This is a genomic window from Streptomyces sp. NPDC059866 (assembly GCF_042731325.1).
In the GTDB taxonomy this organism is placed as follows: domain Bacteria; phylum Actinomycetota; class Actinomycetes; order Streptomycetales; family Streptomycetaceae; genus Streptomyces; species Streptomyces flavusporus.
Genome location: NZ_JBHWJT010000065.1, coordinates 1 through 24,054 on the forward strand (window position 1 = coordinate 1; position 24,054 = coordinate 24,054).

22 protein-coding genes and 6 pseudogenes are annotated in these 24,054 nt (G+C 67.8%); 13 read left to right on the top strand and 15 right to left on the bottom strand.

The window, feature by feature from the left end; all coding sequences use genetic code 11:
• The first annotated feature begins 193 nt into the window (after positions 1 to 193).
• The 5 genes from ACFV7R_RS44090 to ACFV7R_RS44110 all read left to right on the top strand — a co-directional run bounded on the left by ACFV7R_RS44090 (position 194) and on the right by ACFV7R_RS44110 (position 4,225).
• A complete protein-coding gene (locus tag ACFV7R_RS44090; RefSeq protein ID WP_385275561.1) occupies positions 194 to 442 on the top strand; it encodes an RNaseH domain-containing protein in 249 nt (82 codons plus the stop codon).
• Between the two features lie 116 nt (positions 443 to 558).
• On the top strand, positions 559 to 1,122 hold the full coding sequence (locus tag ACFV7R_RS44095; RefSeq protein ID WP_385275564.1) for a TetR/AcrR family transcriptional regulator: 564 nt from the start codon (positions 559 to 561) through the stop codon (positions 1,120 to 1,122).
• 114 nt (positions 1,123 to 1,236) lie between these two features.
• Positions 1,237 to 2,085 carry an alpha/beta fold hydrolase gene (locus ACFV7R_RS44100; protein WP_385275567.1) on the top strand — a complete coding sequence of 283 codons (849 nt, stop codon included), beginning with the start codon at positions 1,237 to 1,239 and terminating at the stop codon, positions 2,083 to 2,085.
• Positions 2,086 to 2,359: 274 nt separating this feature from the next.
• The gene (locus ACFV7R_RS44105) at positions 2,360 to 3,247 is read left to right on the top strand and encodes an NmrA family NAD(P)-binding protein (RefSeq protein WP_385275570.1); all 888 of its coding nucleotides are present in this window, start codon (positions 2,360 to 2,362) and stop codon (positions 3,245 to 3,247) included.
• Positions 3,248 to 3,751: 504 nt separating this feature from the next.
• On the top strand, positions 3,752 to 4,225 hold the full coding sequence (locus ACFV7R_RS44110) for a VOC family protein (RefSeq protein WP_385275573.1): 474 nt from the start codon (positions 3,752 to 3,754) through the stop codon (positions 4,223 to 4,225).
• Positions 4,226 to 4,759: 534 nt separating this feature from the next.
• Here ACFV7R_RS44110 and wrbA read toward each other — a convergent pair.
• The gene (wrbA, locus tag ACFV7R_RS44115; protein ID WP_385275618.1) at positions 4,760 to 5,377 is read right to left on the bottom strand and encodes an NAD(P)H:quinone oxidoreductase; all 618 of its coding nucleotides are present in this window, start codon (positions 5,375 to 5,377) and stop codon (positions 4,760 to 4,762) included.
• Positions 5,378 to 5,861: 484 nt separating this feature from the next.
• Between wrbA and ACFV7R_RS44120 the strand changes: the two genes are divergently transcribed.
• Positions 5,862 to 6,764: a YceI family protein gene (locus ACFV7R_RS44120; RefSeq protein WP_385275621.1), complete on the top strand. Its 903-nt coding sequence runs from the start codon at positions 5,862 to 5,864 to the stop codon at positions 6,762 to 6,764.
• Between the two features lie 152 nt (positions 6,765 to 6,916).
• Positions 6,917 to 7,249 (top strand): hypothetical protein, encoded by a 333-nt coding sequence (locus ACFV7R_RS44125; protein WP_385275576.1) that lies wholly within the window; start codon positions 6,917 to 6,919, stop codon positions 7,247 to 7,249.
• 123 nt (positions 7,250 to 7,372) lie between these two features.
• Here the strand turns inward: ACFV7R_RS44125 and ACFV7R_RS44130 are convergent, their stop codons facing one another.
• Positions 7,373 to 7,513, bottom strand: a complete 141-nt coding sequence (locus ACFV7R_RS44130; protein ID WP_385275579.1) for a hypothetical protein — start codon at positions 7,511 to 7,513, stop codon at positions 7,373 to 7,375.
• A gap of 24 nt (positions 7,514 to 7,537) precedes the next feature.
• On the opposite strand from ACFV7R_RS44130, the gene ACFV7R_RS44135 reads away from it, so the two are divergent.
• Complete coding sequence (locus ACFV7R_RS44135; RefSeq protein ID WP_385275582.1) at positions 7,538 to 8,836, top strand: helix-turn-helix domain-containing protein; 1,299 nt, start codon at positions 7,538 to 7,540, stop codon at positions 8,834 to 8,836.
• 70 nt (positions 8,837 to 8,906) lie between these two features.
• Here the strand turns inward: ACFV7R_RS44135 and ACFV7R_RS44140 are convergent.
• Together ACFV7R_RS44140 and ACFV7R_RS44145 are read right to left on the bottom strand one after the other, a co-directional pair.
• A pseudogene (locus tag ACFV7R_RS44140) lies at positions 8,907 to 9,715 on the bottom strand (integrase core domain-containing protein).
• A gap of 129 nt (positions 9,716 to 9,844) precedes the next feature.
• On the bottom strand, positions 9,845 to 9,967 hold the full coding sequence (locus ACFV7R_RS44145) for a hypothetical protein (protein WP_385275585.1): 123 nt from the start codon (positions 9,965 to 9,967) through the stop codon (positions 9,845 to 9,847).
• Positions 9,968 to 10,093: 126 nt separating this feature from the next.
• Here ACFV7R_RS44145 and ACFV7R_RS44150 point away from each other — a divergent pair, with 126 nt between their 5' ends.
• Complete coding sequence (locus ACFV7R_RS44150; RefSeq protein ID WP_385275588.1) at positions 10,094 to 10,567, top strand: carboxymuconolactone decarboxylase family protein; 474 nt, start codon at positions 10,094 to 10,096, stop codon at positions 10,565 to 10,567.
• A gap of 262 nt (positions 10,568 to 10,829) precedes the next feature.
• Positions 10,830 to 12,113 (top strand): annotated as a pseudogene (locus ACFV7R_RS44155) (ISL3 family transposase).
• Positions 12,114 to 12,202: 89 nt separating this feature from the next.
• On the opposite strand, the gene ACFV7R_RS44160 reads toward ACFV7R_RS44155, so the two are convergent.
• The 3 genes and pseudogenes from ACFV7R_RS44160 to ACFV7R_RS44170 all read right to left on the bottom strand — a co-directional run.
• Positions 12,203 to 12,475 carry a hypothetical protein gene (locus ACFV7R_RS44160; protein ID WP_385275591.1) on the bottom strand — a complete coding sequence of 91 codons (273 nt, stop codon included), beginning with the start codon at positions 12,473 to 12,475 and terminating at the stop codon, positions 12,203 to 12,205.
• Positions 12,476 to 12,707: 232 nt separating this feature from the next.
• The gene (locus ACFV7R_RS44165) at positions 12,708 to 13,790 is read right to left on the bottom strand and encodes an alpha/beta hydrolase (RefSeq protein ID WP_385275594.1); all 1,083 of its coding nucleotides are present in this window, start codon (positions 13,788 to 13,790) and stop codon (positions 12,708 to 12,710) included.
• 625 nt (positions 13,791 to 14,415) lie between these two features.
• Positions 14,416 to 14,661 (bottom strand): annotated as a pseudogene (locus tag ACFV7R_RS44170) (NADP oxidoreductase); the annotation flags it as partial.
• Positions 14,662 to 14,976: 315 nt separating this feature from the next.
• Between ACFV7R_RS44170 and ACFV7R_RS44175 the strand changes: the two are divergent.
• Positions 14,977 to 15,216 (top strand): annotated as a pseudogene (locus tag ACFV7R_RS44175) (hypothetical protein); the annotation flags it as partial.
• Between the two features lie 30 nt (positions 15,217 to 15,246).
• Here the strand turns inward: ACFV7R_RS44175 and tnpA are convergent.
• Positions 15,247 to 15,639 carry an IS200/IS605 family transposase gene (gene tnpA, locus ACFV7R_RS44180; RefSeq protein WP_385275597.1) on the bottom strand — a complete coding sequence of 131 codons (393 nt, stop codon included), beginning with the start codon at positions 15,637 to 15,639 and terminating at the stop codon, positions 15,247 to 15,249.
• A gap of 27 nt (positions 15,640 to 15,666) precedes the next feature.
• Between tnpA and ACFV7R_RS44185 the strand changes: the two genes are divergently transcribed.
• Positions 15,667 to 16,911 (top strand): RNA-guided endonuclease InsQ/TnpB family protein, encoded by a 1,245-nt coding sequence (locus ACFV7R_RS44185; RefSeq protein ID WP_385275600.1) that lies wholly within the window; start codon positions 15,667 to 15,669, stop codon positions 16,909 to 16,911.
• A gap of 140 nt (positions 16,912 to 17,051) precedes the next feature.
• On the opposite strand, the gene ACFV7R_RS44190 is transcribed toward ACFV7R_RS44185, so the two are convergent.
• On the bottom strand, positions 17,052 to 17,615 hold the full coding sequence (locus tag ACFV7R_RS44190; RefSeq protein ID WP_385275603.1) for a dihydrofolate reductase family protein: 564 nt from the start codon (positions 17,613 to 17,615) through the stop codon (positions 17,052 to 17,054).
• 233 nt (positions 17,616 to 17,848) lie between these two features.
• Positions 17,849 to 18,142: pseudogene (locus ACFV7R_RS44195) on the bottom strand (NADP oxidoreductase); the annotation flags it as partial.
• A 9-nt stretch (positions 18,143 to 18,151) separates the two neighbouring features.
• On the opposite strand from ACFV7R_RS44195, the pseudogene ACFV7R_RS44200 reads away from it, so the two are divergent.
• Positions 18,152 to 18,733 (top strand): annotated as a pseudogene (locus tag ACFV7R_RS44200) (GNAT family N-acetyltransferase); the annotation flags it as partial.
• A 692-nt stretch (positions 18,734 to 19,425) separates the two neighbouring features.
• Here ACFV7R_RS44200 and ACFV7R_RS44205 read toward each other — a convergent pair.
• The 5 genes from ACFV7R_RS44205 to ACFV7R_RS44225 all read right to left on the bottom strand — a co-directional run bounded on the left by ACFV7R_RS44205 (position 19,426) and on the right by ACFV7R_RS44225 (position 23,559).
• Positions 19,426 to 19,923, bottom strand: coding sequence for an RDD family protein (locus ACFV7R_RS44205; protein WP_385275606.1), 498 nt, complete (start codon positions 19,921 to 19,923; stop codon positions 19,426 to 19,428).
• 294 nt (positions 19,924 to 20,217) lie between these two features.
• A complete protein-coding gene (locus ACFV7R_RS44210; RefSeq protein WP_385275609.1) occupies positions 20,218 to 20,922 on the bottom strand; it encodes a hypothetical protein in 705 nt (234 codons plus the stop codon).
• 72 nt (positions 20,923 to 20,994) lie between these two features.
• The gene (locus ACFV7R_RS44215) at positions 20,995 to 21,369 is read right to left on the bottom strand and encodes a transposase (protein WP_385275624.1); all 375 of its coding nucleotides are present in this window, start codon (positions 21,367 to 21,369) and stop codon (positions 20,995 to 20,997) included.
• A 253-nt stretch (positions 21,370 to 21,622) separates the two neighbouring features.
• Positions 21,623 to 22,123 (bottom strand): hypothetical protein, encoded by a 501-nt coding sequence (locus ACFV7R_RS44220; RefSeq protein WP_385275612.1) that lies wholly within the window; start codon positions 22,121 to 22,123, stop codon positions 21,623 to 21,625.
• 8 nt (positions 22,124 to 22,131) lie between these two features.
• Entirely contained in the window at positions 22,132 to 23,559 is a 1,428-nt protein-coding gene (locus tag ACFV7R_RS44225) for an FG-GAP repeat domain-containing protein (RefSeq protein WP_385275615.1), read from the bottom strand.
• Between the last annotated feature and the right edge of the window lie 495 nt (positions 23,560 to 24,054).

Consider the following 24,054-nt stretch of genomic DNA (forward strand, 5'->3'; position numbering starts at 1 on the left):
GGCCGAGAGCCCGTCTGCCCGCGCTCTTCCATGAGATCGACGCCGACGGCAACACCAAGGACATCGACAAGGCCAGCAACGCCCCCCTTCCACCTCGACGACAGCGGCACAGCGTTCATGCTCTGCAGCCGCCCGAACCAGGTGGACGGCAAGAGCCCGTTCGCCACAGCGGGCCGCAACTAGGACGGCGGCAGTGCACAAAAGCGGGGGAGCAGGCCGGGACCTGGGACACGCTCATCGCCGCCGGTATCGCAGTGATCCACCGCCCCGACGGTCACGATGTCTTCCCTGGGCCCTGACCACCGTCCGGCTGTGCAACCACGCACTGGCCTGGGAACATCGCACCCGCCACCCTTTGCCCCTCCACGCCGGGATCCAGATGGACACCAACCCCCGGTGCCGGCGCACCTTCGACGGGGACACCGACGACGCCCCCGGATAACCCCGCGCTCGGGCGGCGGCATGGAGTCCGACGGGCTGTGCGGTGCCGGGCCCGCGTCGGCCGGAAGCACCCTAAAATAGGTGACACTCGAAATCTAATTGAATGAGGGGCATCCGATGGGACGTGTATCGCAGGCTCAGGCGCAGGAGAACCGGCAGCGCGTGGTAGCCACCGCCGCCCGGCTGTTTCGAGAAAAGGGCACCGGCATAAGCGTCGCCGACGTGATGCAGGCGGCCGGATTGACCCATGGCGGGTTCTACAAGCAGTTCGCCTCCAAGGATGCGCTGGTCGGTGAGGCCACCGCCCGAGCCTTTGCCGAGCTGGAGGGGCGTCGCACGCAGGCGGGCGATGAGCACGGTGGGCAGCGCAACGCCGCCCGTCAGGCGCTGATCGACTGGTACCTGTCGGCCGGGCATCGTGACGACGCCGCCGACGGCTGCCCCTCCGCCGGGCTCGCCGTCGACATGGCCCGTGACGCGGGGGACTCGGCGGCGCATCGGGTGTACGCCGACGGGGTGCGTGACTTCGCCGAGTGGCTCGCCGTCGAGGGTGAAGACGATGGTCTGGTCCGCCTGGCCACCATGGTGGGGGCCCTTCTCCTCGCTCGGGCCACGCATGGCTCCCCGCTGTCCGACAAGATCCTCCATGCCGCACATGAGGCCCTGTCGGCGAGCGGCTGATCGTGCGCCGCCTGCCTGGGGGTGGCGGCCCTTGCCCTTTTTAGATGTCGCCCATAATCTATTTGCAGGCGCGGCCCGGCCGCCGGCAGTGACATCCACCCGTGGAGGTTTCAGATGAGTACCTACTCGACCATCGAGACGCTGACCGTGAGCGCGGGCAACGGCGTCGTGTACGCCTACCGCAGCGTGGGTTCAGGTACTGACGCGCTGCCCCTGGTGCTGCTGCAGCACTTCCGTGGAAATCTGGACAACTGGGACCCGGCGCTCATCGACGCGCTGGCGCAGGAGCGCCGGGTGATCACGTTCGACAACACCGGCGTCGGCGCCACCAGTGGGCGCACCCCGAACACGGTCGCCGCCATGGCCGACGACGCCATCGCGTTCATCGACGCGCTGGGCCTGGACAAGGTCGAGCTGCTCGGCTTCTCCCTCGGCAGCTTCGTCGTCCAGGAGATCGCACTGCACCGCCCGGACCTGGTCAACCGAATCGTCCTAGCCTCCGCCGCGCCGCGGGGCGCCGCCGGGATACACGGCTGGCGTGCGGACGTCATCGCGGCAGTCGGCGGACGGGAACCATCCGCGGAGGGCTACCTGGAGGTCTTCTTCACCCGCACCTCTGCAGGGCTGGAAGCGGGCCAGGCCCTCCTGGGCCGCATCTACACAGAGCGGACCGAGAAACGCGACGAGCCCACGAGCTGGCACACCCGCCAGGCCCAGTACGACGCGGTGGCCGAGTGGGGCATCCCGGGCCACGCCATGCTCGAGCGGCTGCAGGCCATCACGCAGCCGGTGTTCGTCGCCAACGGTGACAGCGACCCGATGATCCCGCCACGGTACTCCTACCTGCTTGCCGGCCTGCTGCCCGACGCACAGATCAAGATCTACCCCGACGCCGCCCACGGATTCCTCTTCCAGTACCACAAGGAGTTCGCCGCCGACGTCAACACCTTCCTCGGTACGTGACGGATCTCCGGACACGGAACCTCGCCCGGGTCGCGCAGGAGATCCCGAGCCTGCACCGGCAGAGCGCGTGCTCGCGACCGCCCCCTCCTGCACGGCCCGTGGGCGACGCAGTGGCCCGGGTCCGGACAGGGACCCTCGTCCCTGCCGGAGAGGCGCACCGCATCCAGTCCACTTTTGCGCTCCCGCTGTCTGTGGCCCTTCGAAGGGGGCACAGCGCCAGGAGGCCAGGCCCTCCTGCACCAGCAACACCAGCAAAGCAATGAAGGAAGAAACAATGACCACGATTCTGATCACGACAGCCAACGGCGAGACCGGCCGGCCGATGGTCGAGTACCTGCTCACGGAAGGCTTCCACGTGCGCGCCATGGTCCGCACGGACGACGAGCGGGCACAGCGACTGCGTGACAAGGGCGCCGAAGTCGTATTCGGCGACCTGCTCAACTTCCGCGACGTTCGTAAGGCCATGGAGGGCGTCCAGCGCGCCTACTTCAACTACCCGATCGGCGAGGGACTGGTGGAGGCCGCAGTCATGTTCGCGCAGGCCGCCAAGGAGCAGGACCTCGAGCTCATCGTGAACATGTCGCACTTCCAGTCCCGTCCCCACGCACGCAGCAAGACCACGCAGAACCACTGGCTCTCCGAGCAGATCTTCGACTGGTCGGGAGTCCCCACCACTCACCTGAGGGTCACGTTCTTCATGCAGTGGCTGCTCTACATCTCCGGGCTGATCCGCTACGGCCGCTACGTGATGCCGTTCGACAAGGAGAGCCGCTTTGCCCCGATCGCCGGCCGCGACATCGCGCTGACTGCTGCCAACATCTTCGCCTCGCCCGAAGAGCACGGTGGGCAGATCTACGCCCTTACGGGCCCTGTGGAATACAGCCACGAAGAGCTCGCGGCCGAGGTCGGCCGGGTGCTGGGCAAGGACCTTCCGTTCGAGCAGGTCACCGTGGCCACCTTCCTCGAGATGCTCGGTATCGGGCACGACATGGCCAAGCTCAAGCACTTCGAGGCTGTGACCCTCGACCAGCAGGAGGGCCGCCTGGCAGGCATCAGTGACACGGCCCCGCGCATCAACGGGCAGCCGCTCACGACGGTCGAGGAGTTCCTCACTGAACACCGCTCGGCGTTCGAGCTCGACTACACCAAGCCAAGCGCGTAGCCGGCCAGCCCGACGAGGACGGGGCGGCGCGCAGACCATCGGCTGGCCGCGTCACAGCGCCGAGGACACCCACCCGAGGACATCCACCCCTGTCACCAGCCCCTCTTCCACCGCGAGATGATGCACCACCCGCGCCGGAGGCCGCGTGGAAAGCAAACGCTGCAACCCGCTTTGCAAGCACGGCCGAAGGCCTTCGACGACTGGGCCGCCCGCTCGCGGAGCGGACCAGTGAACAAGCGCTTCGCGGTCAGCGTCACCTGCGCCGGCCGACAGCGCATGCCCCCATCACCGTGACTCCCCAAAGGGACCGACCAGAACAACCGCTGCACGGTGCGAAGCGCAGGTCCCGATCACGGTTTTCCCTCACCCGGGATGGCGGACACCATCCCGATCACATCACCCAGCCGGTGGGCGACACCTGTCGCTTCGCCGACTCGGACACCCATGGAACCGGTGACTCGCGGCTGCCGCGACTCACCGACATCACGAAAGAAAGACACCGACATGGATCTGAAGCTCGAACTCATCGTGCTGCCCGTCTCCGACGTCGACCGGGCCAAGGCCTTCTACGAGAAGGCGGGATTCCGCCTGGACCTGGACGTCGACGCCAGTGAGGACTGGCGCGCGGTGCACTTCACGCCGCCCGGATCCGAGTGCTCGATCATCTTCGGCACCGGGCTCACCGCCGCCGCCCCCGGCTCCACCCAGGGCCTGTACCTCGTCGTCTCCGACATCGAGGAGGCCCGCGCGGAGCTCACCGGCCGCGGCATCGAAGTCAGCGAGGTGTTCCACGACGCCCACGGAGTGCTGTACCACGGCCACGACGCCGGAGACGTCACCCACCAGCTCCCGGGCCAAAAGCGCCTCGCCGGCCCACACCCCGACCGCGCCACCTACTGCTCCTACGCCACCTTCAGCGACCCCGACGGCAACGGCTGGGTCCTTCAGGAAATCACCCAGCGGTTCCCCGGCCGCTGACACCACACCCATCACCCAGGGGCTGAACAGACCGCGACCAGCCCGGATGGCGGCCGGCCCGTTCAGCGCCGGGGCCCAGCCCGGCACAACCAGCGCCCGATCCAGCATCGAACGCACATGCTCCGGGGTCGCGACGATGTTCGAGGGCCTGCTGCGGCACTGCACGGACCTGAGATCGAGTTGAACTACGTCGACACTCACGGCGCCAGGCTGCGTGGGCTTCGCCTTGACCGAGCTGCTGAACTTCCGTCTGCTGCCCAGTTGAAGTACACGGCAGCATCCGCCTGTACCGGCCCGACGACGACCCGCCCGACGCTGAACCCCAACAACCCCAACAACCCCACAAGCTCGTTGACATTCCACACACGATGTCAACGAGCCCAGTGACGCTCTGCTACCACCGAATGTGAGACAGGGCCGTTGACCGTACAGACCCTGCGCGCGGGTTCGACGCGCGCCCGGACGACACGGAACGGCGCGCCCGCGGATGGTTTCCGCGGACGCGCCGTTCCCTGGGATGCCTTGAGGGTGGAGTCAGGAGGCGAGGCCGGCCTTGAGGGCGGCGGCGACCTGAACAACGCGTTCGGCCTGGTGGCGGGCGGCGTTGCGGGTCTGGTCACCGATGGGGTTGTTGCCCTGGGCGTCGACGTGGGACGTGCCGTAGGGGTTGCCGTCGACGAACTTGACCGGGTCGGTGTAGCCGGGGCTGACGATCAGGCCACCGAAGTGGTGGATGGAGTTGTACAGGGCGAGCAGGGTGGACTCCTGACCGCCGTGAGTGGTGGCAGTGGTCACAAAGCCGCTGTACACCTTGTTGGCCAGCTTGCCCTGGGCCCACAGGCCGCCGAGGGTGTCGATGAACTGCTTCAGCTGCGAGGAGATGTTGCCGAAGCGGGTCGGCGTGCCGAAGATCACGGCGTCCGCCCACTCGATGTCACTCGGAGTCGCCTCGGGGATGCCGGCGCTCGCGGCGGCGTGAGCGGCCCAGGCTTCATTGGAGGCGATGGCGGCCTCCGGAGCGAGCTCGGCCGCCTTCAGCAGGCGGACCTCGGCGCCGGCCTTCTCGGCGGCGTCGTTGATCTCCTTGGCGATCTCGGCGCTGAAGCCGGTTGAGGAGTAGTAGACAATGGCGAGCTTGACGGTTGCGGCCACGGTTGCGGTCTCCGTTCCGTTGGTGTCGTTGTTCCGATTGCGGCTGAATATGCCCATGACAGTTTTCGTCCTATTGGTGTTACAGCTACCCGGCACAGACCATGGTTGATCGCTCAACATCACCCGGCCCGGCACATAGTACAACGTTCAACGATGCCTGCGAGTCAGACCCGTCTCTCGCACCACACCGGCGCCTGCATCGCTCCAGCAGCCCAGCCGCCGACGGCATCCACGACCACCGCGGGAGGGGCCACACGGCAGGCCGCCGCCCCCACGGGCCCGCCACCTCGATGCCAGACGAGCGAAAACACCGCCCTCAAGTTGGGTACGGCAACAATCACTCATCGCACCCAATATCTCGGGCCGGCGTCGGAATTGCGGAGGAAGTGCAGAGGTCCAGCGACTTCATCACCCAACCGCCCCTTCACGTTGGTTGAACGTGAAACGATGCGGCAACCACGCTCCGCCTCAAGAGGACGACGTCATGACTATCCTGTTCGGTCGAAAGCACAAGAAGGCCAGCTCTGCAGCCCTGCTCCCAACGCTCCCGCGTGGCGCAGGACTTATCAGTTGCGAGGTCGTGGACCCGATAGGCATGCCGCTGCACGGCGCAACGATCACGGTGACCGACGGTGTCACCCGCTCCGTGACGGTAACCTCCACCACCGATCCGTTCGGACGGTTTGTCACCATGCTTCCGCCCGGCGAATATACGGTCCTGGTGACGGCCGACACCCTGGAGCCGGTCCGTATGACCTGCGCGGTGGCCGTCGGGTCACACCATGACCTGGGGCAGCTCCACCTGAAGTCCTCCCCGGTCAAGGAGCTTCCGGTGCCTGGGAGTTGGGTGTTCGACCCTCCGCACACCGCCATTCGATTCGTCGCGCAGCACGTGGGCATGGCGCATGTGCACGGCCGCTTCGCTCGGTTCGACGGTGACATCAAGATTGGTGAAGACATGGCGGACTCGTACGTCGAGGTCTCCATCGACGCGGCCAGTATCACCACCGGCAACAGGACCAGGGACAACCACCTGCGCTCGCCCGACTTCCTCGACGTGGCCAAGTACCCCGACATCCACTTCGCCAGCGGGAGCTTCGTGCACCGGCACGGCGCCAAGTGGACGGTGCAGGGCGTGCTGACCATGCACGGCGTCAGCAGGTCCGTGCAGCTGGACACGACCTACCTGGGCATGGTCAACGGAGGCTATGGGCAGGAGTTGCGCTGCGCCGCTCTGGCCACGGCCGAGCTGCATCGAGACGATTTCACCCTCAACTGGCGCTCGATGCTGGCTCGCGGTATCGCCGTGGTGGGGCCGCGGATCAAGCTGGAGCTGGATCTCCAGGCGATGTTCCACGGCCCGGACACCCCGACGCCGCCGCAATAGGGCCTGGGCGTCCGTCTGGTCGCCCTGATTCCTCCGTCGACGGGCCTCGCGCCGGTAACTGCCGCGGGCCCTGGGGGGTGGCTCGGCCGTTCCGTGCAGCGCTGTCGGTCGCACTGGACCGTCCGGCGGCGGCGTGATGGATCGGTAGGAACTTGCCCGCCCGGGGTTGTCCCCGGACGCCCGGGCGGGCGAGCTGTTCCTCGCCTCCGGTATGCCGAAGCAAGCAACCAGCGGGCGATCGGCACCAGAAGCACGCCACCCTGCAGGTCGCCCGCATCCGCCCGGCGGAAACCCTGGAGATCTCCACCGCTCCCTTCGCCCACCTGTTCATCGCGCGTGACACAGCCGACCTGGAGGGCGCAGGGCTGCTGGCCGAAGGCGACGCGGTGCGTGTCACCGGCTCGGAGGGCCAGCGCCTCACCGGCGGCCCGGATGGCGCAGAGGTCCTGATGTGGGAGATGCACGCCGCCGCCTCAATGCGTTGACACCGTATGAGACAGGAGCGGGAAGGGCGGCCCGACTGAGCCGGACCGCCCTTCCTTGCGCCCTGTGCATCACCGGCGCAGATTCCCTGAACCCGTCGTCGGGCTGTGGAGTGCGGCAGTGGCTCAGGCCAGTTCGGCGAGCCAGGAGTAGCGCCCGGTGTCCTTGCCTGCGTAGTCGGGATCCAGGTAGATGAAGCAGCGCTGGATCTTCCAGTCGCGAATCTCGAAGACGTCGCACCAGCGTCCGGCGCCCCATTCGGGCACTCCGGCGCGCCATGGGCCGTCGCGGTGCTCACCTTCCTGTGCCCAGCCGAGGACGCCAGCCCGCTGATGCTGGCGTTCGTGGAGGAGACCTGTCAGGCTGTCCAGGAGCGCATCCTGGCGACGGCCTCTTCGAGAGAGCGCTGGCTGCTGGATGCCTTTGCCTCGGCCAGCCGCAGGGCCAACCGCGCACTGCTGGCCGTCAACGAGCACACGGTCATCTCCACGCCTGCGGCGGCTCGGCTGGTGGAAGGCATCAGCCACGGGGCGCTGTGGGAGCTGGCAGCGCGGGCCATCGCCGAGCGGGGAGTGGCGGAGGAAACCTGGCTGACCGAGTCCGGCCGGGTGCTGGATCTGCATGCCCGCCCCGTGTCAGACGGTGACCAGGTCGCCGGGGCGCTGGTGGAACTGGCGTCGCCACGCTCGGAGCGGCGCAGACGGACCGGTGATCCAGGGCCTGCCACGGCGAGTGCCGAGCAGCGGCTGCTGCACCGCCTGGGCGGCACCAGCGCCCCTTGGCGGCACGCGATGGCCCGGGCCGCGCGTGTGCCGGCGGATGACCAACCGGTACTGATCTCCGGTGAGGCGGGGACCGGGAAGAGCGAACTGGCGCGTGCACTTCATGAGTTGACGCAGCCGGACGGGGCGCTGCACATACTCAATGCCGCACTCGCCGCAATGGACGGCCCCGGCGCCTGGCTGCGGCGCGTCCAGGTGCTGCTGGGGCGGCCCGGGCCGGGAACCCTGGTGCTCACCCACCTTGAGGTCCTCCCCGCCGAGGTCGCTCTGGCGCTGGCGGCCCTGCTCGACGAACATGACCCGCGGGAGTCGCTCCGGCTCATCGGCACGACGACGTCGCCTGCACGCGCCCAGCCGGTGCTCGGGCCACACGTCGAGAGGCTGGCAGTCCACCGCATCGAGCTGCCGGCGTTGCACGAACGACGCCCGGACATCCCCGACCTGATCGGGCGGCTCTTGCGCCGGTGCGGCGGCGAGCTGCTGCGCTGCCGCCCCGAGGTCGTGCAGGCGTTGGCCAGGGCCCCCTGGCCCGGCAACATCCGGCAGCTCGACCTCGTGATCCGCTCGGCCGCCGCGCAGCGGCGCACGGGCGACATCACGCTGGCGGATCTGCCGTCCGACTTGCCGCACCCCTCACGGCAGCCCCTGCCGTACCTGGCGGATGTGGAGCTGCGGGCCATCGTCAGCGCGCTGCAGCGGGCCGACGGGAACAAGAAGCTCGCCGCCCGCGACCTGGGGATCTCCCGCTCAACGCTCTACCGCAAGCTGCGCTCCTACCACCTCGATCTCGAGAGGGTGGCCTACTGACCTGACTCTATGAGGGCCGGCCCCCCTCCCTGCTCAGCCCTGCGTCTGCCGAAAACCTCATCCGTCCAGTTCAGGCGGCGTGTTGGTACTCGTGGAGGACGCCGCCGAGTCGTTGGCGTCGTCGTGTCTCGAGGTGGGTGATCTGCTCCGGATCGGTGACCGGCATCGGCAAGGGGCGCAGCGGGCGGGCATTGGCGATGCCCTGGTGAGGCCGGTGGGAGTCGTAGAAGTCTTCGAACTCGCCTAGCGCGTGGAGCAGGTGTCGTTGGTTCCAGATCAGGGTGCGGTCCAGTGGCTCGCGCCGGCAGGTCTGCACCCACCGTTCCATGATCGAGTTCATGCGCGGCATCCGTACTCCGCTGAGTACCACCGCGATCCCTGCATCGTTGAGGACGGTATCGAACAGGGCGGGAAACTTCTCGTCCCGGTCCCGGATGTGGAGGCAGCCACAGTGACGCCCGGGACGAGGAGTTCGCCGTGGATGCGGCGATATCCTCCGTTGGGGTTCTCGCGGGCGAGCCGCAGCACCAGCAGCCGGATGGAGCGCACGGTCCGCGGTCTTCCCGGGCGCTTGGGCCGGGACCGGGCAGCGTGGCGGCGGGCGACCAGATTGCGGTGCCGGCGCAGCACCGTGTCCAAACGCACCACCAGCCGTATCCTGCGCAGCACCTGCGAGGGCAGGCGGTGCAGCAACGCCGCCAGGAACGCGCGATCGCTCGGGGAGAACCGAACCTTCTCGCCCCCGAGTTGGCGCTCCAAGACGGTGATCTGATGGCGCAGGGCGAGGATCTCTGTGTCCTTGTCCCGGTCGCTCGTGGGCAGCAGGCGCAGCATGGCGAACGCGTTCGTCACGGCCAGGTAAGCCAGTCGCAGCAGCACGACCGGCCATCATGCCGGGGTGATCGCCAGGCGCGCGAGAGTACCGATCCGAGCGTCCACGCTCGAGACCCCGCGCATCCCGCACACCGGCTCCCACCTGGGCGGATGAGGTTTTCGGCAAGGGCAGCGTTAGTGGTGGAGGCGGAAGCGCATGGTGTCGGGTTCGGCGTCGGCCAGGTCGTCCTGGTCGTGCGGGGTGAGGAGGCGGAGCCAGGCGTCGAGGTCGGCGCCGAGGTTGCAGGTGAGCACCACGCGGCGTTGACCTGCCAGGACTTCGAGGGGAGTAGATGAGACGCACGTCACACCCGCATCGGTGTCACATTCCGTCGAGCGGTCCGGTCAGTAGTGCGTATCTGCTAGTCGGGCATGGAGATTGTCATGGAAGCACGTCTCAACTACTTCGGTAACCCCGTCGGGGGCAAGATCATGAAGCACTTCCTCGCGGCCGGCAAGGTGCTGCAGGAATCGACGCTGCCGGCCACCATTCAGCATCTGGTGGAGATCCGCTCCAGCCAGATCAACGGTTGCGGCTTCTGCACCGACATGCACACCAAGGAGGCCGCCCACCACGGGGAGGACTCGGTGCGGCTCAACCTGATCGCCGCCTGGCGGGAGGCGACGGTCTTCACCGAGGCCGAGCGCGCCGTGCTGGAGCTGACCGAGCAGGCCACCCGCACCGCGGACGCGGCCGGCGGGGTCACCGACGAGGCCTGGGCGAACGTCGCCAAGCACTTCGACGAGGACCAGCTCACCGCCCTGACCTTCCAGATCGGCATCATCAACGCCTACAACCGCTTCAACATCATCACCCAGCAGCCGGCCGGCAGCTACAAGGTCGGCATGTTCGGCTGAGCCAGGACGCCCGGCCCAGCCGGACATATACGGTCCGTCTCCACGCCGCCCCGGGCTACGGCGCGAGACGGACTACCGGCGTCACACCCCATCTTTGACCAACGCATACCGCGGTCCAGCCACCGCATGCACTCGGTCATCCCCGTCCCATCGTCCTCAAAGGGTCTGTACGGTCTTCGGCCCTGTCTCACATTCGGTGGTAGCGGAGCGTCACTGGGCTCGTTGACATCGTGTGTGGAATGTCAACGAGCTTGTGAGTACGGTGTTTTCGGGGCTGGGTCCCTTGACTGTCGAGGATGTGGTCGACGAGGGGGAGCGGATCTGGGTGCGGGCGCGGACGCCCGACGGTCCGGCTGCGTGTCCGGGCTGCGGGGCTGAGACGGCCCGGGTGCACGGCTATCACCTGCGGACCGTTGCCGATGTGCCGGTCGATGGGCGGCGTGTGGTGGTCCGCGTGCGGGTGCGGCGCCTGGTGTGTCCCACGCGCGGCTGCCGACACACCTTCCGCGAGCAGGTGCCCGGAGTGCTGGAGCGATACCAGCGACGCACCGCCCGCCTGACCAGCCAAGTCAAGGCTGTGGTCAAGGAGTTAGCGGGTCGGGCTGGGGCCCGTGTGCTGGCGATACCCGCGGTGGGCTTGTCTCGTCACACGGCGTTGCGCGCCCTGCTGCGCATCCCGCTGCTCGCAGGGCGGGTGCCTCGCGTGATCGGCGTTGACGATTTTGCTCTGCGCCGGCGTCACCGCTACGCCACCGTGGTGATCGACGCAGAAACCCACAAGCGGATCGACGTGTTGCCCGACCGCACCGCCGACACGCTGGAAGCGTGGCTGCGCACTCATCCGGGCGTCGAGGTCGTGTGCCGGGACGGCTCCGCGACCTACGCCGAGGCCATCCGCCGGGCCCTGCCCGACGCGGTGCAGGTCGCTGATCGCTGATCGCTGGCATTTGTGGCACAACCTGTGCGAAGCCGCCCTGAGCGAGATGAAGGCGCACAGCAGCTGCTGGGCCACCGTACTGGACGCGCCCCTGTACGACGGGCCCCGTGCACAGACCACCCTGGAACGCTGGCACCAGGTCCACGACCTGCTCGACCAAGGCGTGGGCCTGCTCGAATGCGCCCGGGCCGCGCGGACGCCGACCGCAGCCACGTCTCACCGCGCAGACTCACCCGGATGCTGCTCACCAGGCCCGACAACCTCAAAGCCGAACATCATGACGTCCTGGGCCGGCTCACCGCCGCCTGCCCCGAGATGACCCAACTCGCCATCCACATCGGGGCCTTCGCCCAACTCTTGACGCCTCACCCAGACAATGTCGCTGCTCTCGCGCACTGGATCGCCGAAGTCCGCGCGGCCGACCTACCCCACCTGCATGCCTTCACCCGCGGCCTGGAGCGAGACCGCGACGCCGTCATCGCCGCGCTCACACTCCCGTACAGCAACGGACCCACCGAAGGCGTCAACACCAAGACCAAACTGATCGCGAGGCAAATGTACGGGCGGGCACGCTTCACCCTCCTCCGCCACCGCATCCTCCTCGGGTAACCTCACGCTCCGCTACCACCGAATGTGAGACAGGGTCGTTTGCTGAACAGACCCCCCAGGACACCCGAAGGGTCAGTCGTAAGCAGGAGTCAGGCCACTGCTGCGGCGGTGATGTCACCCTCACAGTCGACCGAGTCACCGACCGAGCCCCTGGACGCACTGCGGGACAGCAGGTGCTGCAGGCCGTCGGGGGTGGCGTGGCCGGCGTACTTGGCGAGTTGCCAGCCGTTTTTGCGGTCTACGGGGCTGAGCAGCCCGCGCACGTAGTCCCGCATCCGACGCCGGGCTTCCACCCGGGCGAAGCGAGCCCCGGTCCGTAGGGAGAGTTCTTCGAGTTCTTGCTCCCACACGCTCGTCGGCATGTCATTGATCACGACTACGGACTGCTCGGGGCGCTGTCATTGCATGTGGCGCGGGCACACGTTCGCGGGACGGACCGGAAAGACCGTCCCACGACCGCCGCACACCCGCTGCCAGGCCGTTGACCAGGGAAAATCCAGAAGTCCGGCTGGAGTACTAGAACGGCGCCCCGCAGGGGGCGCCGTTCCCGGTCTGCTCGCGGTCTGCGGCCGGGGGCCGAGGCCGCCGGGTGGATCAGGAGTGGCCGTGCAGGTCGTTGTAGAGGTATTCGTTGACCTGCTTGATGGCAGCCTTGGTGGCGTTGGTCTTTGCTACGGCGTTGAGCATGGCGAAGTCGTGGATGGTGCCCTGGTAGCGGACGGTGGTGATGTCGTTGCCGGCGGCACGGAGCTTGGCGGCGTAGGCCTCGCCCTCGTCGCGCAGCACGTCTCCCTCGTCGGTGATGAGCAGCGCGTTGGGCAGTCCCTTGAGCTGGTTGAGGCTGGCCCGCAGCGGAGACGCGAGGATGTTCTTGCGGTCCTTCTTGTTCGGGGCGTAGTTGTCCCAGAACCACTGCATGGCCTTGCGGGTGAGCCAGGGGCCGTTGGCGAAGGTGCGGTATGAGTCGGTGTTGAAGTCGGCGTTGGTGACGGGGTACATGAGCACCTGGCCGTCGAGCTCCGGGCCGCCGCGCTGCTTGGCCATGAGGGTGACGGCGGCGGTCATGTTGCCGCCGACGCTGTCGCCGACGATGGCGAGCCGGGAGCCGTCGACGTTGATGGCCCTGCCGTGCTCGGCCACCCACTTGGTGGCGGCGTAGGCCTGTTCGATCGCGACGGGGAAGCGGGCTTCAGGCGAGGGGGTGTAGTTGACGAAGATCACCGCGGCGCGGGCTCCGTTTGCGATCTCGCGCACCAGCCGGTCGTGGGTGTTTTCGCTCCCCAGGACCCAGCCACCACCGTGGATGTACATGACGGCCGGGAGTTTGCCGGTGACCCCCTTGGGGCGAACGATGCGGATGTCGACCGTTCCGGTCGGTCCGACCTTCAGGGTGCGGTGGCTGATGTCGGTCGGCAGCTTGTCGATCGGACCGGACTGGGCGTCCTCCAGGGCCTTGCGGGCGTCGGCGGGGGACAGCGTGTAGATGGGCGGGGCCTTGGCCGCGGCGTCGGCGAACACCTTGGCGTCCTGCTCTAGGACCAGCGGCCACTTCGGAGTGGACTCGGACTGAGCGGGAGCGGCCAGTGCGCTGGTGGCGGCGAACGCCCCCAGGACAAGGGGGACAACGGCGGCAACGGCGGTCTTGCGGTTGATACCACGTTTGCGGATCGAGGACATGGAGAATTCTCCTAGTGAATGGAATGGCTCGGTGCGTCGATGGCACCGCGACGTACCGAGTGGCGACTGCTCTCGGAATTCGACGGTCCCCGCGAGCCGCCGGTTCAGTTCGGCACCCCGAAGTCGCGCATGATGACGCGTTCACCGGAGGCGGCGGAGTTCAGAGCGCCGAATGAAGCGTCTTTACCGCGGAACGGCGACCCGTGCGTGAAGGGCGCGTTCGCCATGACCCGGCCCGCTTCCCGGCTGCCCTAAGTGCTGTGGCACAGCGAAAGCAGCCATCGGTGCCTCTTGCTCTCGGCTTGGAATACGACCCGCGGCATGCCTTGGGTCTCGGCCCGCGTCACCGTCCGGGTCTCGGCCTTCGACGCGGTGCGGGTTCCACCATGGAGAGTCGTTCGGTACCGCTTGGCCTGTCGTGCTGACGCGCCTCGGATATGTACCGACACAGCAGTCGCCGAAGTCCCGAGGAGTACCCAAGACGACCTCCCATTCCTCTGATGGCAGTTACAAACCATTGACAGCGCGACCCGGCGAGATGTGACAGGGAGATGAGAGGAACCGTATTCTCGGATTCGGTCGCTTCCACCAAGGCGGCCTGGAGACGCTTCTGGACTTAGAACTCCTAACGGAAAGCCCTCTCGGCGTCTTCTGCCTCCTCGTGTCTCGGTCCGGCCGCATACGCCAGTGGAGGTGCGATCGCTTGGGCATCGGCTCCCTCGCCGACCCATAGCCCGATGAAGAGTGCGGCGGTCGCCTCCAGGAGTCCGGCTCGTTCAAGGCCGCCGCCGGCCACGGGCTCACAGCCGACATCCCGCACCAACGCGCGTACGCACGCAAGTGCTGTCTCGTCGTCTCCGCAGACCGGAACTGTAGGGTCTCAGATTTCGCGGCACAGTCTCATCTCCGATGGCACATCGGCGGCACTTATGCCGTCTTCGTGAGACTCGCTGGTCGGGGTTCTCACCCTTTCGGGTGGCGGGGTTCCGGCCCGCTCCGCCCGTCAGTGCCTGGCTGACACCCTTGGCTGTACGGATCGTTGCCCGTGGGGCGGGGGTGCGCGATGAACAGTGTCACGGCGACGGTGAGTATCCGTCAGCAGCGTGGTGCTCTTGTGGAGGTCCGGGACTGGGGTACGGCACCTGTCGACCTTCTGCAGTCGGCTTGTCCGTAGCGGACGTTCCGTTGGTACAAGGGCCAGAAGCACTACTCGGGTATCTACTGGTCAGCGACGATGCGTGACCACGTGATCTACGAGTCGCGCTTGGAACTGTCGCGGTTGCTCTTTGCCGACTTCGATCCGTCCGTACGCGGCATCGTGGCCCAGCCTTTCCTGCTGAAGGCCGTTGTGGAGGGGCAGGCCCGCAAGCACATCCCGGATTACCGGGACTCTTGCAGAAAGCCCCGGCGTTCACGCCGGGGATGAATGCATCTCAAGACTGCTCTGACGTGCACGTCAGAGCGGACGTTGTTGCTGCTCGATGTACTGGCGGACGATCGCCAACGGTGCTCCGCCGCACGATGCGGAGAAGTACGAGGGTGACCACAGGTGCCCGTGCATGATGGCGTGGTTGATCCGGCCGGTGAACTCCTGCCGTATCCGGCGAGCGGAGACCCCCTTGAGGCTGTTGACCAGCTTGGAGACGGCGACCTTGGGCGGGTAGTTGATCAGCAGGTGGACGTGATCTCGTTCGCCGTTGAACTCCTTCAGCTCGGCCTCAAAGTCCTCGCAGCGTGTCAGCATCTCGTCGTTGAACACGCCGCGCCGGTACTTCGTCACGAAGACCAAATGCACCTGCATCGCCGAAACAACGTGCCTGCCACGCCTATAGTCGTTCTGTCCATCCATGAGACCAATCGTATTAGGGTCTTGGTCATGCGGCTCCGCTACAACTACCGGGCCTACCCGGACGCCTTGCAGCGCCGTGCGCTGGCGAGTGCGTTCGGGTGCGCCCGCGTGGTGTGGAACGACTGCCTGCGCGACCGGAAGGAAGCGCACACGGCGGGGCTGCCGTACGTGACGTCGGCCGAGCTGTCCCGACTGCGCATCACCCAGGCCAAGCGCACCGGGGAACGCGCCTGGCTCGCCGACGTGTCGGCGGTCGTCCTGCAACAGTCCCTGCGGGACCTGGACACCGCCTACAAGAACTTCTTCGACTCGGTCAAGGGCAAGCGGCAGGGTCGCAAGGTCGGGCCGCCCCGGTACAAGTCGAAGAAGGACACCCGGCAGGCGATCCGCCTCAACACCAACGCCTTCTCCCTCCCCGGCGACGGCACGGTGTATGTGGCCAAGGTCGGCAACCTCAAGGTCACGTGGTCCCGCCGGCTTCCGGCCGCACCCACGTCCCTGACCGTCACCAAGGACAGCTCCGGCCGGTACTTCCTCAGCTTCGTCGTGGACACCGAGCCGGACATCCTCCCCGAGCTGGACGCCGACGCCGGTATCGACCTCGGGCTGTCCGCCTTCGCGGTCCTGTCCGACGGGACGAAGATCAGCGCCCCGCGCTTCCTGCGCCGGGCCGAGAAGAAACTCAAGCGCCTTCAGCGGGAGCTGTCCCGTAAGGCCACGGGATCGAAGAACCGGGCCAAGGCCCGCATCAAGGTCGCACGCCGGCACGCCAAGGTGGCCGACCGGCGCCGGGACTGGCACCACAAGGCATCCACGCAGATCATCCGCGACAACCAAGCGGTGTACGTGGAAGACCTGGCGGTGTCCGGTCTCGGCCGCACCCGGCTCGCCAAGTCCGTACACGACGCGGGATGGTCCGCGTTCGTCGGCATGCTGGAGTACAAGGCGGTCAAGCACGGCCGCACCTTCGCCAAGGTGGACCGTGCTTTTGCGTCCTCGCAGGTCTGCTCGGCCTGCGGTTTCCGGGACGGCCCCAAGCCCCTCCAGGTCCGGGAGTGGACGTGCGGCGCGTGCGGTACCGTGCACGACCGCGACCACAACGCAGCCCGCAACGTCCTCTTCGAAGGACGCCGTATCGTCGCCGCCGGACGGGCGGAGACGCCAAACGCCTGTGGAGCGCCGGTAAGACGGGCACCCGTGCCCGCACAGCGCGGTGAAGCAGGAAGCCCCCGGAAGGGTCAGACGACCCAGGCCGGAATCCCTGGACTTTAGGCCAGGGAGCACGTCAAATCTTGACCACTGAGCAGGGTCCGGTAGTGGTGGATGTGAAGCCGCACTGCCGGCTGTCCACCCCAGTGGTGGCGTTCACGTTCGCGTGGACCCGGCAGGCGGTCGAGTCGCGTGACGGGCGCTCAGCGCCTCGTCTCGTACCTGGTCAGGATCACGCCGCAGGGAAGCGTCCGCGTCTCCACCAGGTTCAGGTTCACCCAGCTGTCCAGCGCGTTGAAGAACGGCGTGCCGCCGCCCACCAGGACCGGCGCGGTGGCCAGCACGTACTCGTCAATCAGCCCGGCCCGCATGGCCGCCCCGGCGAGCGTCGCGCCGCCGATGTCCATCGGGCCGCCGTCCTCGGCCTTGAGCCGGGTGATCTCGGCGACCGCGTCGCCGGTGACCAGGCGGGTGTTCCAGTCGACCTTGTCGATCGTCGAGGAGAACACCACCTTCGACATGTTCCGCCAGCGGCGCGCGAACTCGATCTCCGCCGGGGTGGCGTTGGGCTGCTGGTCGCCGGTCGGCCAGTAGGAGCTCATCGTCTGCCACAGCTTGCGCCCGTACAGCGTCAGGTCGGTCGCCTGCAACTGGTCGGACCAAAACTGGAACAGCTCGTCGCTCGGCACGCTCCAGCCGATGTCGTCGCCGGGCGCGGCGATGTAGCCGTCCAGGGTCAGGTTCATGCCGTAGATCAGTTTCCGCATGGCGCCAGCCTTCCGTGAGTCGGTCTCACGCGTACAGACCGGCGCGGCGCGGGAAACTCATCGGTGCGCGATCTGAGCTCGCATGTAGTCCTCGTGCTCGGTGGCTCAGCCGCAGACTCATCGTTCCGCCGAGGAAATGGCATCGATCTGAGACTGATCTTGGTGGCATCGCGGTGAGACAACAGAGAACCAGCAGGTCACAGAAGATCGACATGTCATCGGCGGCGAGACCCTACAGGAACGGCCAGTCGCCGCCCGTCGAAGATGGGCGGCGCCATGCGCCACACGTCCTCGTGGCAGAGATTGAATGCCTTGATCACATGAGCTGCCGGTGCCGCCGCGGCCAGTTGCTGCGCGGCCGACAGGCCGCTCTGTGTCAGCAGCCGGAAGCCCGGCCCCACCGGATTGGAACAGTCGATCAGCACTTTGCCGTCCAGGGCCGCCCGCAGTTCCCGTGCCACCCCTGCCCCCGCCCCGAAGGGCAGCGGGGCCAGCACCACTTGACCGAACTCGGCTGCTGCACGCAGACCAGCGGGCTCCGCGCTGCCCCCGAGGCGCGCTTCGCCGCCGCACGAGCCGCCGGGTACGAACTCCTGGTGGAACGCTTCCTATACCGCTGGACTCCGGAGCGAGGTCTGCCCGAGCGGCCCGGACGCCTGCGCTTCAGTGCCGAACCCGACGACACCGTGTTCTTCGACGCGTTGCGCCGCATCCACTCCGTCACCCTGGACGCCCACGCGCTCAGGGCCATCGAGGAGGGCGGCCTCGACCAGGCCGCCGAGGAGGAACTCGACTTTTTCCACTGGTGCCCCTCCCCACGGGAGTGGTGGCAGGTCGCGCACACGCCGGCAGGCGACCTGGCCGGCATCCACATCCCGGCCCACAACCCCTCCGGCCCGACCATCGGCTTCATCGGAGTCGTCCCGGAACAGCGCGGTCACGGCTACGCCTACGACCTCCTCGCGGAGTGCACCCACTTCCTCGTCGAGCAGGGCGCGGAGTTCGTCAGCGGAGCGACGGACCAGGGCAACTTCCCCATGGCCGCGAACTTCGCCAAGGCCGGCTTCCCCATCATCAGTGAACGCATCAACTTCCACCCGGCGGGCCAAGCGGCCTAGCGAGGAGTAGCACGCGGTGTGAGCGGTCCGGTCCGAGGGCAGGTCCGGACCGCTTGTCAGTGCCCGGTGGCATGCGGGCCGACAGCGGATCGACAGCGGGCGAAGCAGGCGCAGTTGGGGGTCGACGGAGAGGTGTGGCACGTGCAGGGCGACGGCGAGCCGGTCGGGAGATCCTGATCGGCGACGCCGACTTCCCGTGGCTGTCGGACCGCTTCACACCCTGTCCGGGATACGACGCGGTCCGCGACCATGTTCGCCCGTCAACTCGCCCTGCTGGAGCGGGACCACACGAGCAAAATCACGATCTACAGCCATGCCTAAGCCCGGGCACCTCATTGGGCGGGAGTTTGCTCGAGGTGGATCGTTTCGTATGCCCCGTGGTGCCGGGCTGGCTGAACAGACCCCGAGTTGGTTCGGCTCATGCAGCGCGGACGAGGCCCGACGAACAACCTGCCAACCAGCTACGGCGAGGCTTGGACAACAGGCTGTCACACGGCGCGGCGCCCCAGGCCATCGCCTTGTTGGCGCTTCTTGAATTCGGCCACCACTGATCATCTGGTTGGCCAAACCTGCTCAGTGGATCTCCCCACGCTTCAGCGACTGCCTTCGGTTTCTTGGCTCACGCCGGAGGAAGGCGTGGGCGCCCACGCTCTGCGTCGTCAGCGGTTGGCAGTCCCGGCGATCCCACCCCGTCACCGACCCCGCATGACCACCCTGCTGTCGACCAGCCGGTCGTGCAGGCTCTGCCTCTTCGCGTCCAGGTTGGTAACCGTCCCGTTGGCTACCACGAACACCGGGACAGCGGCCATCACGAGGTTGCTCAGGTGGCGCACCAGCGCGGCGCCGTACGAGAGACGTCCGCCGTCGGCGTCCCGGACAATCTCCATGCCGAGGATTCGCTTGCCCACCGTGCCGCCCCAGCGGGACACGCTCAGCGGCGAGTACAGCAGCAGGAAGGCGAGAGACCACACCGCGGCCGAGGGCAGCCAGACGCCCTCCACCGAGGCCGCCTCAAGGATCCGCTCGAGGACGATCAATGGACCCAGGATGACGACGACGGCGATGACCATGTCGATGCCCACGGCCACGCCCCGCCGCATGACATCGGCCGGGGAGCCGGGCAGCGAACGGGATCCGACAACCATCCAGGGCAAGGGCTCAAGCGGGCCGAGGTCGTCGCCCGATGACATGCGTCCGAGCATTTCTGTTTCACGCTTTCGATCATGTAGCCGGTCTTCTGGCCACGGCTGGGGCGAACATACGCGCCCCGGCCGCCGTCGCTCTTCGGGAACCGCCTGATCACACGGTCAGCGGTCATCTCGATCGCGCACGTGCCCCATCCGGCGGAACTCATGAGAGGGCATCCTGCCATGAGCCCCCTGCGCTCTCGCTCCCGCTCTCCCGATACCGTGCGCTTTTGGACCGAGTGAGGACGAAGGGCATCTCTGGCCGAATTCAGGGCTCTGTCCGCAGTTCCGTGAAGCTCAGTCGTTGCAGGCCATGAGGCCGGTGCGCTGCGCGTAGCTTTCCAACGGCTCCCCTGAGGCCCACCAGGACCTGTAGTAGTCCCTGAAGGAATTGACGGCTTCAGCCGTCTCCAGGCTGTGTCCGCTCATGAACGATCCGTCCGCGGTTAGCAGCAGCAGAACCGTAGTGTCGTCGATGATCGCCATATTGACCGCGTCGACGCCGCTGTTGGTAGTCACCACGCGGGCGTGATAGTTGGCAAGGCCGTGCATCTCCTCATAGTGCTCTCGTAGCCACAGGCGCATGGCACTCTTGCCGGGCTCTTGGGCGGGGACACCGATGATGCGGTGGAACGACGCGCCGGGGTTACGCCGAGTCCAGTCGGCCGCGGTCCTGAAGTACTGCTGCGCGGCCGGTGATTGGAAGCTCGGCGGCGGTGTGTTGCGCACGTAGCTTGTGTAGATATGGCGCTCGGCCGTGCGCACGAGACGTGCGAACGACAGGAAGAACTCGTCACTGGTGCGGTAATGCGTGGAAGCCGTAGGTGCCTGACGGTCACGGATCTCAATAGCGACCGATAGCAGAACATAGAGAACCGCATAGATGAGCGGTATCTGCCACTTCACGTCCCACGCGAAGAGGTTTGCGACGATCGACCCGCCAATCACGAACAAGAGAGCGAGCAGCAGTAACTTCTGCTCAACGGATTGCAGATTGACCACTTGTCGCATACTCCACCCCCGTTGCGCCTGTGCACCGTGCCTGCAGCCAGGCGGGCGACGTGCGCTTCGTGTCTACCCCTCAAGCTGGGTGAGGATGCGGGTCCGGAGGAGTTCGAACGAGGCCCGGCCATACATGGCTCTCTTGAGTTTTTTCACCCGGTTCACGTGTCCTTCGACGACGCCGGAGCCCCCCGGGAGGGTGAGGCCGGTGGTGACGGCGTCGAGGTCCTGGCGGAGGAAGCCGGCGAAGCCCTGCATCGGCTTCGGCGCGTCCTGCTCGGCTTGGCGGACCCACTCCAGCAGCAGGTATCCGAGCTGGTGGCGGACCAGATCGGCGAAGGCGCGGCGAGGTCGCAGGCGCGGGTGATGTCCGGGTAGGCGAGCCGGAGCTGAAGCAGCCGCTGGTCCTGGCTCTCGGTGAGGGTCTCGCAGGGGCGCATGATCCAGGAAGTGATCTTGCGGGGGCTGGGGATGTCGGCCCGGACCGGTTCGGCGGTGCCCGACCGCAGGGCGGCGAGGTGTTTGCGGACGACCTGGCGGCTGCCCCGGTAGCCGCGCGCCTGGATCTCCAAGAACATTCGGCTGCCACTGACCTGGCCCTGGGCCTCGGCCATACGGGGTCGGTCAGGGTCGGGTGGTGGGTGCGGCGGGAAGCAGGGCCGCAGCCGTGCGGACGGTCGCAGGAAGAAGTCGTGCACGGTCACGTCCGGGCGCGCGAGCCACATCTGCTCCAGGACATCCAGGCGGCGCGGGTAGGAGGGAAGAGCGCGGACCGCGAGTCGGGTGCCGCGGGCGGCATGCGCTTTGAGCTCGCAAGGACCGGGCGATCGAGAAACAGCGCCAGGCCGAACAGGGTGAAGGTGAGCGCCGGGAGCGAGAGGGCGAACGCCGGGAGCAGGAGGAGACGCAGCCCGCGCGGGCGGCGGGCCTCGTGTTCGGCCGCTTCCTGCTCGGCACGGCGCTGCCGCTCTGCGGCATGGCGGGCGGGGGCCGTGTCGGGGCGGGGGTTGCCGATGGCGTCCGGGAGGCACTGGCGGCCGTCGCGGCCAAAGCGCCAGAACGCGGGACCGGCCGGGCCGTGGCCGGCGGCGCCGGTCTTTAAGGGACCATCACCACGGCGAGGTCCCCATCTCGTCGGCGCGTTCTCGCCGGGCACGCCGGTCGCCCCGTCCGGGTGGCCGTCGCCGCCCACGTCGGCCACCTGGGCTATCAGTGGGGGAGCGTGTGGCCGAGCCAGCCTCCGTCCACGACCGTGCCGAGGGTGCGGGCGCCGAAGGCGAAGGAACCCGTGGGGGTGGCCCCGGCAGAGGTGGCGCGGAACACCCACACGGCACCGTCTCCGCTGTTCTCCCCGTACGCCCCCACGACGGGTTCCGCCCGGCCGTCACCGTTTCCGTCGACGAGGTCGAGGGCAGAGCCGAACGCGTCGGCTCTCTCGGCGACGCCGGGGACGCCGGCGCTGTTCTGGCTGAAGACCTGGGTACCGGCGCCCGTCGGCCCGTGTGGCCCGCCCGGGACCACGGCGATGGTGCCCGTCGGTGTCACCGTGCCGACGCCTTCCGACGCGTTGCCGGCCAGGATGTCCCCGTAGCCGTCGCCGTCCACGTCCCCCACGGCCAGCTCGCCGCCGAAGCTGTCCCCCGCCTCCTGGGTGCCGGGTACGCCGGGGGTGTCCTGGTCGATCACCACGGGGGCGGAGGCGTCCGGGCCGTGCGGGGTGCCGTAGGAGATCGTGAGCCTGTCGAAGCCGTTGACGAGGTCGGCCCGGCCGTCGCCGTTGAGGTCGCCGAGTGCCAGGGCGGCGCCGTTCGCCTCGGCCAGGCGGCCCTGCGCGTCCTTCAGGACGGTGTACGGCAGCAGGCCGTCTTGGCTGCCGCGCAGGTAGCGCAGGCAGAGGCGGGAGGTCTCCTCGTCGTTGTCGCCGTGCTCGATGACGCGCTCGACGAGGTCGGTGATGCCGTCGCCGTCCACGTCGCCGGCCGCCAGCTCGCTCACCGACTCGTTTGCCCCGTCGACCAGTCCCGCGTCCTGGACCAAGGCGGGACTGCCGTCCCGCGTGAACGGACCGAGCTCCACGCGCCCGCTGCGGACCAGGTCCTGGTGCCCGTCGCCGTCGAAGTCACCGGTGGCGATCTCGCCGTTCTGGTAGCTGCTGCTGCCGATGGCCGGCAGCACCGTCCCGGCGGCGAAGCCGCCCGAGCCGCCCCACAGCACGGTCCGGCCGGCCTCCCGTTCGCTGCCGCCGTACTGCCAGCGTTCACCCGTGGCCGTAACCAGCAGGTCGGTGAACCCGTCCCCGTCCAGGTCGGCGGCGTCGAGGCCGTATCCGAACTTGTCCCTCTTCTCGGGGGAGCCCGGGACACCCGGGGACGCCTGGGAGTACACCTTCCTGCCATGGGCAGCGAGCCCGTCCGCCGCCCCGTACAGGACGGCGACGTAACCGGCCTCGACCCTGCCGTTCACGGTGCCGGACGGAGCGGCGACGGCGAGATCCTCGTACCCGTCCCCGTTGAAGTCCCGCCGCACGCTCACCGCGCCGGGGGGTTCGCCGTGCGCCCTCTGCAGCGTGATGGCGCTGGTGGTTGCGGCGAGCAGGGCGAGTGCGACCACCACGGTACGCCGGGTTATGCCAGACACGGGTTCGGACACATCAACTCCGTTGACTCATCAAGCGGTTGACCGCGGAGGGGATCAAGACCCCCTGTCACGCTGCCGAGTACGACACACCGGAACCACGGCTGGTTGCCCTGCAGTTTGCCGAAACTCTGCCCGAAGTTAGCGCAGCGGCGGACGCGCCCAAGGCACGCCCGCCGCCGAAGAGCCGCTTCCCAGCCCGAAGCCGCTCATCGCATCCAGCTCACGGCAGACGGCGCGTGGCAACCGTGGGGGCCCGCTGGCCCCACCGAGGTGGGATGGGCGAGGAGCCCGGAGGCGGGGCGTGCGTGTGTCCCGTGCCGTCAGCTCACCCGCCGACCCCGGACCAGGCTGACGGCCACCAGCCCCGACCAACGGCCACGATCCGGCAGCATGCCCGTTTAGAGCGACCGGCAGTAGGCATCACTTCAGCCGCCGAGTGGTGGGGCGGGTGTCCCAGCGGTAGCGGCTGCGGGCGCGCTGGAGCAGGACACGCAG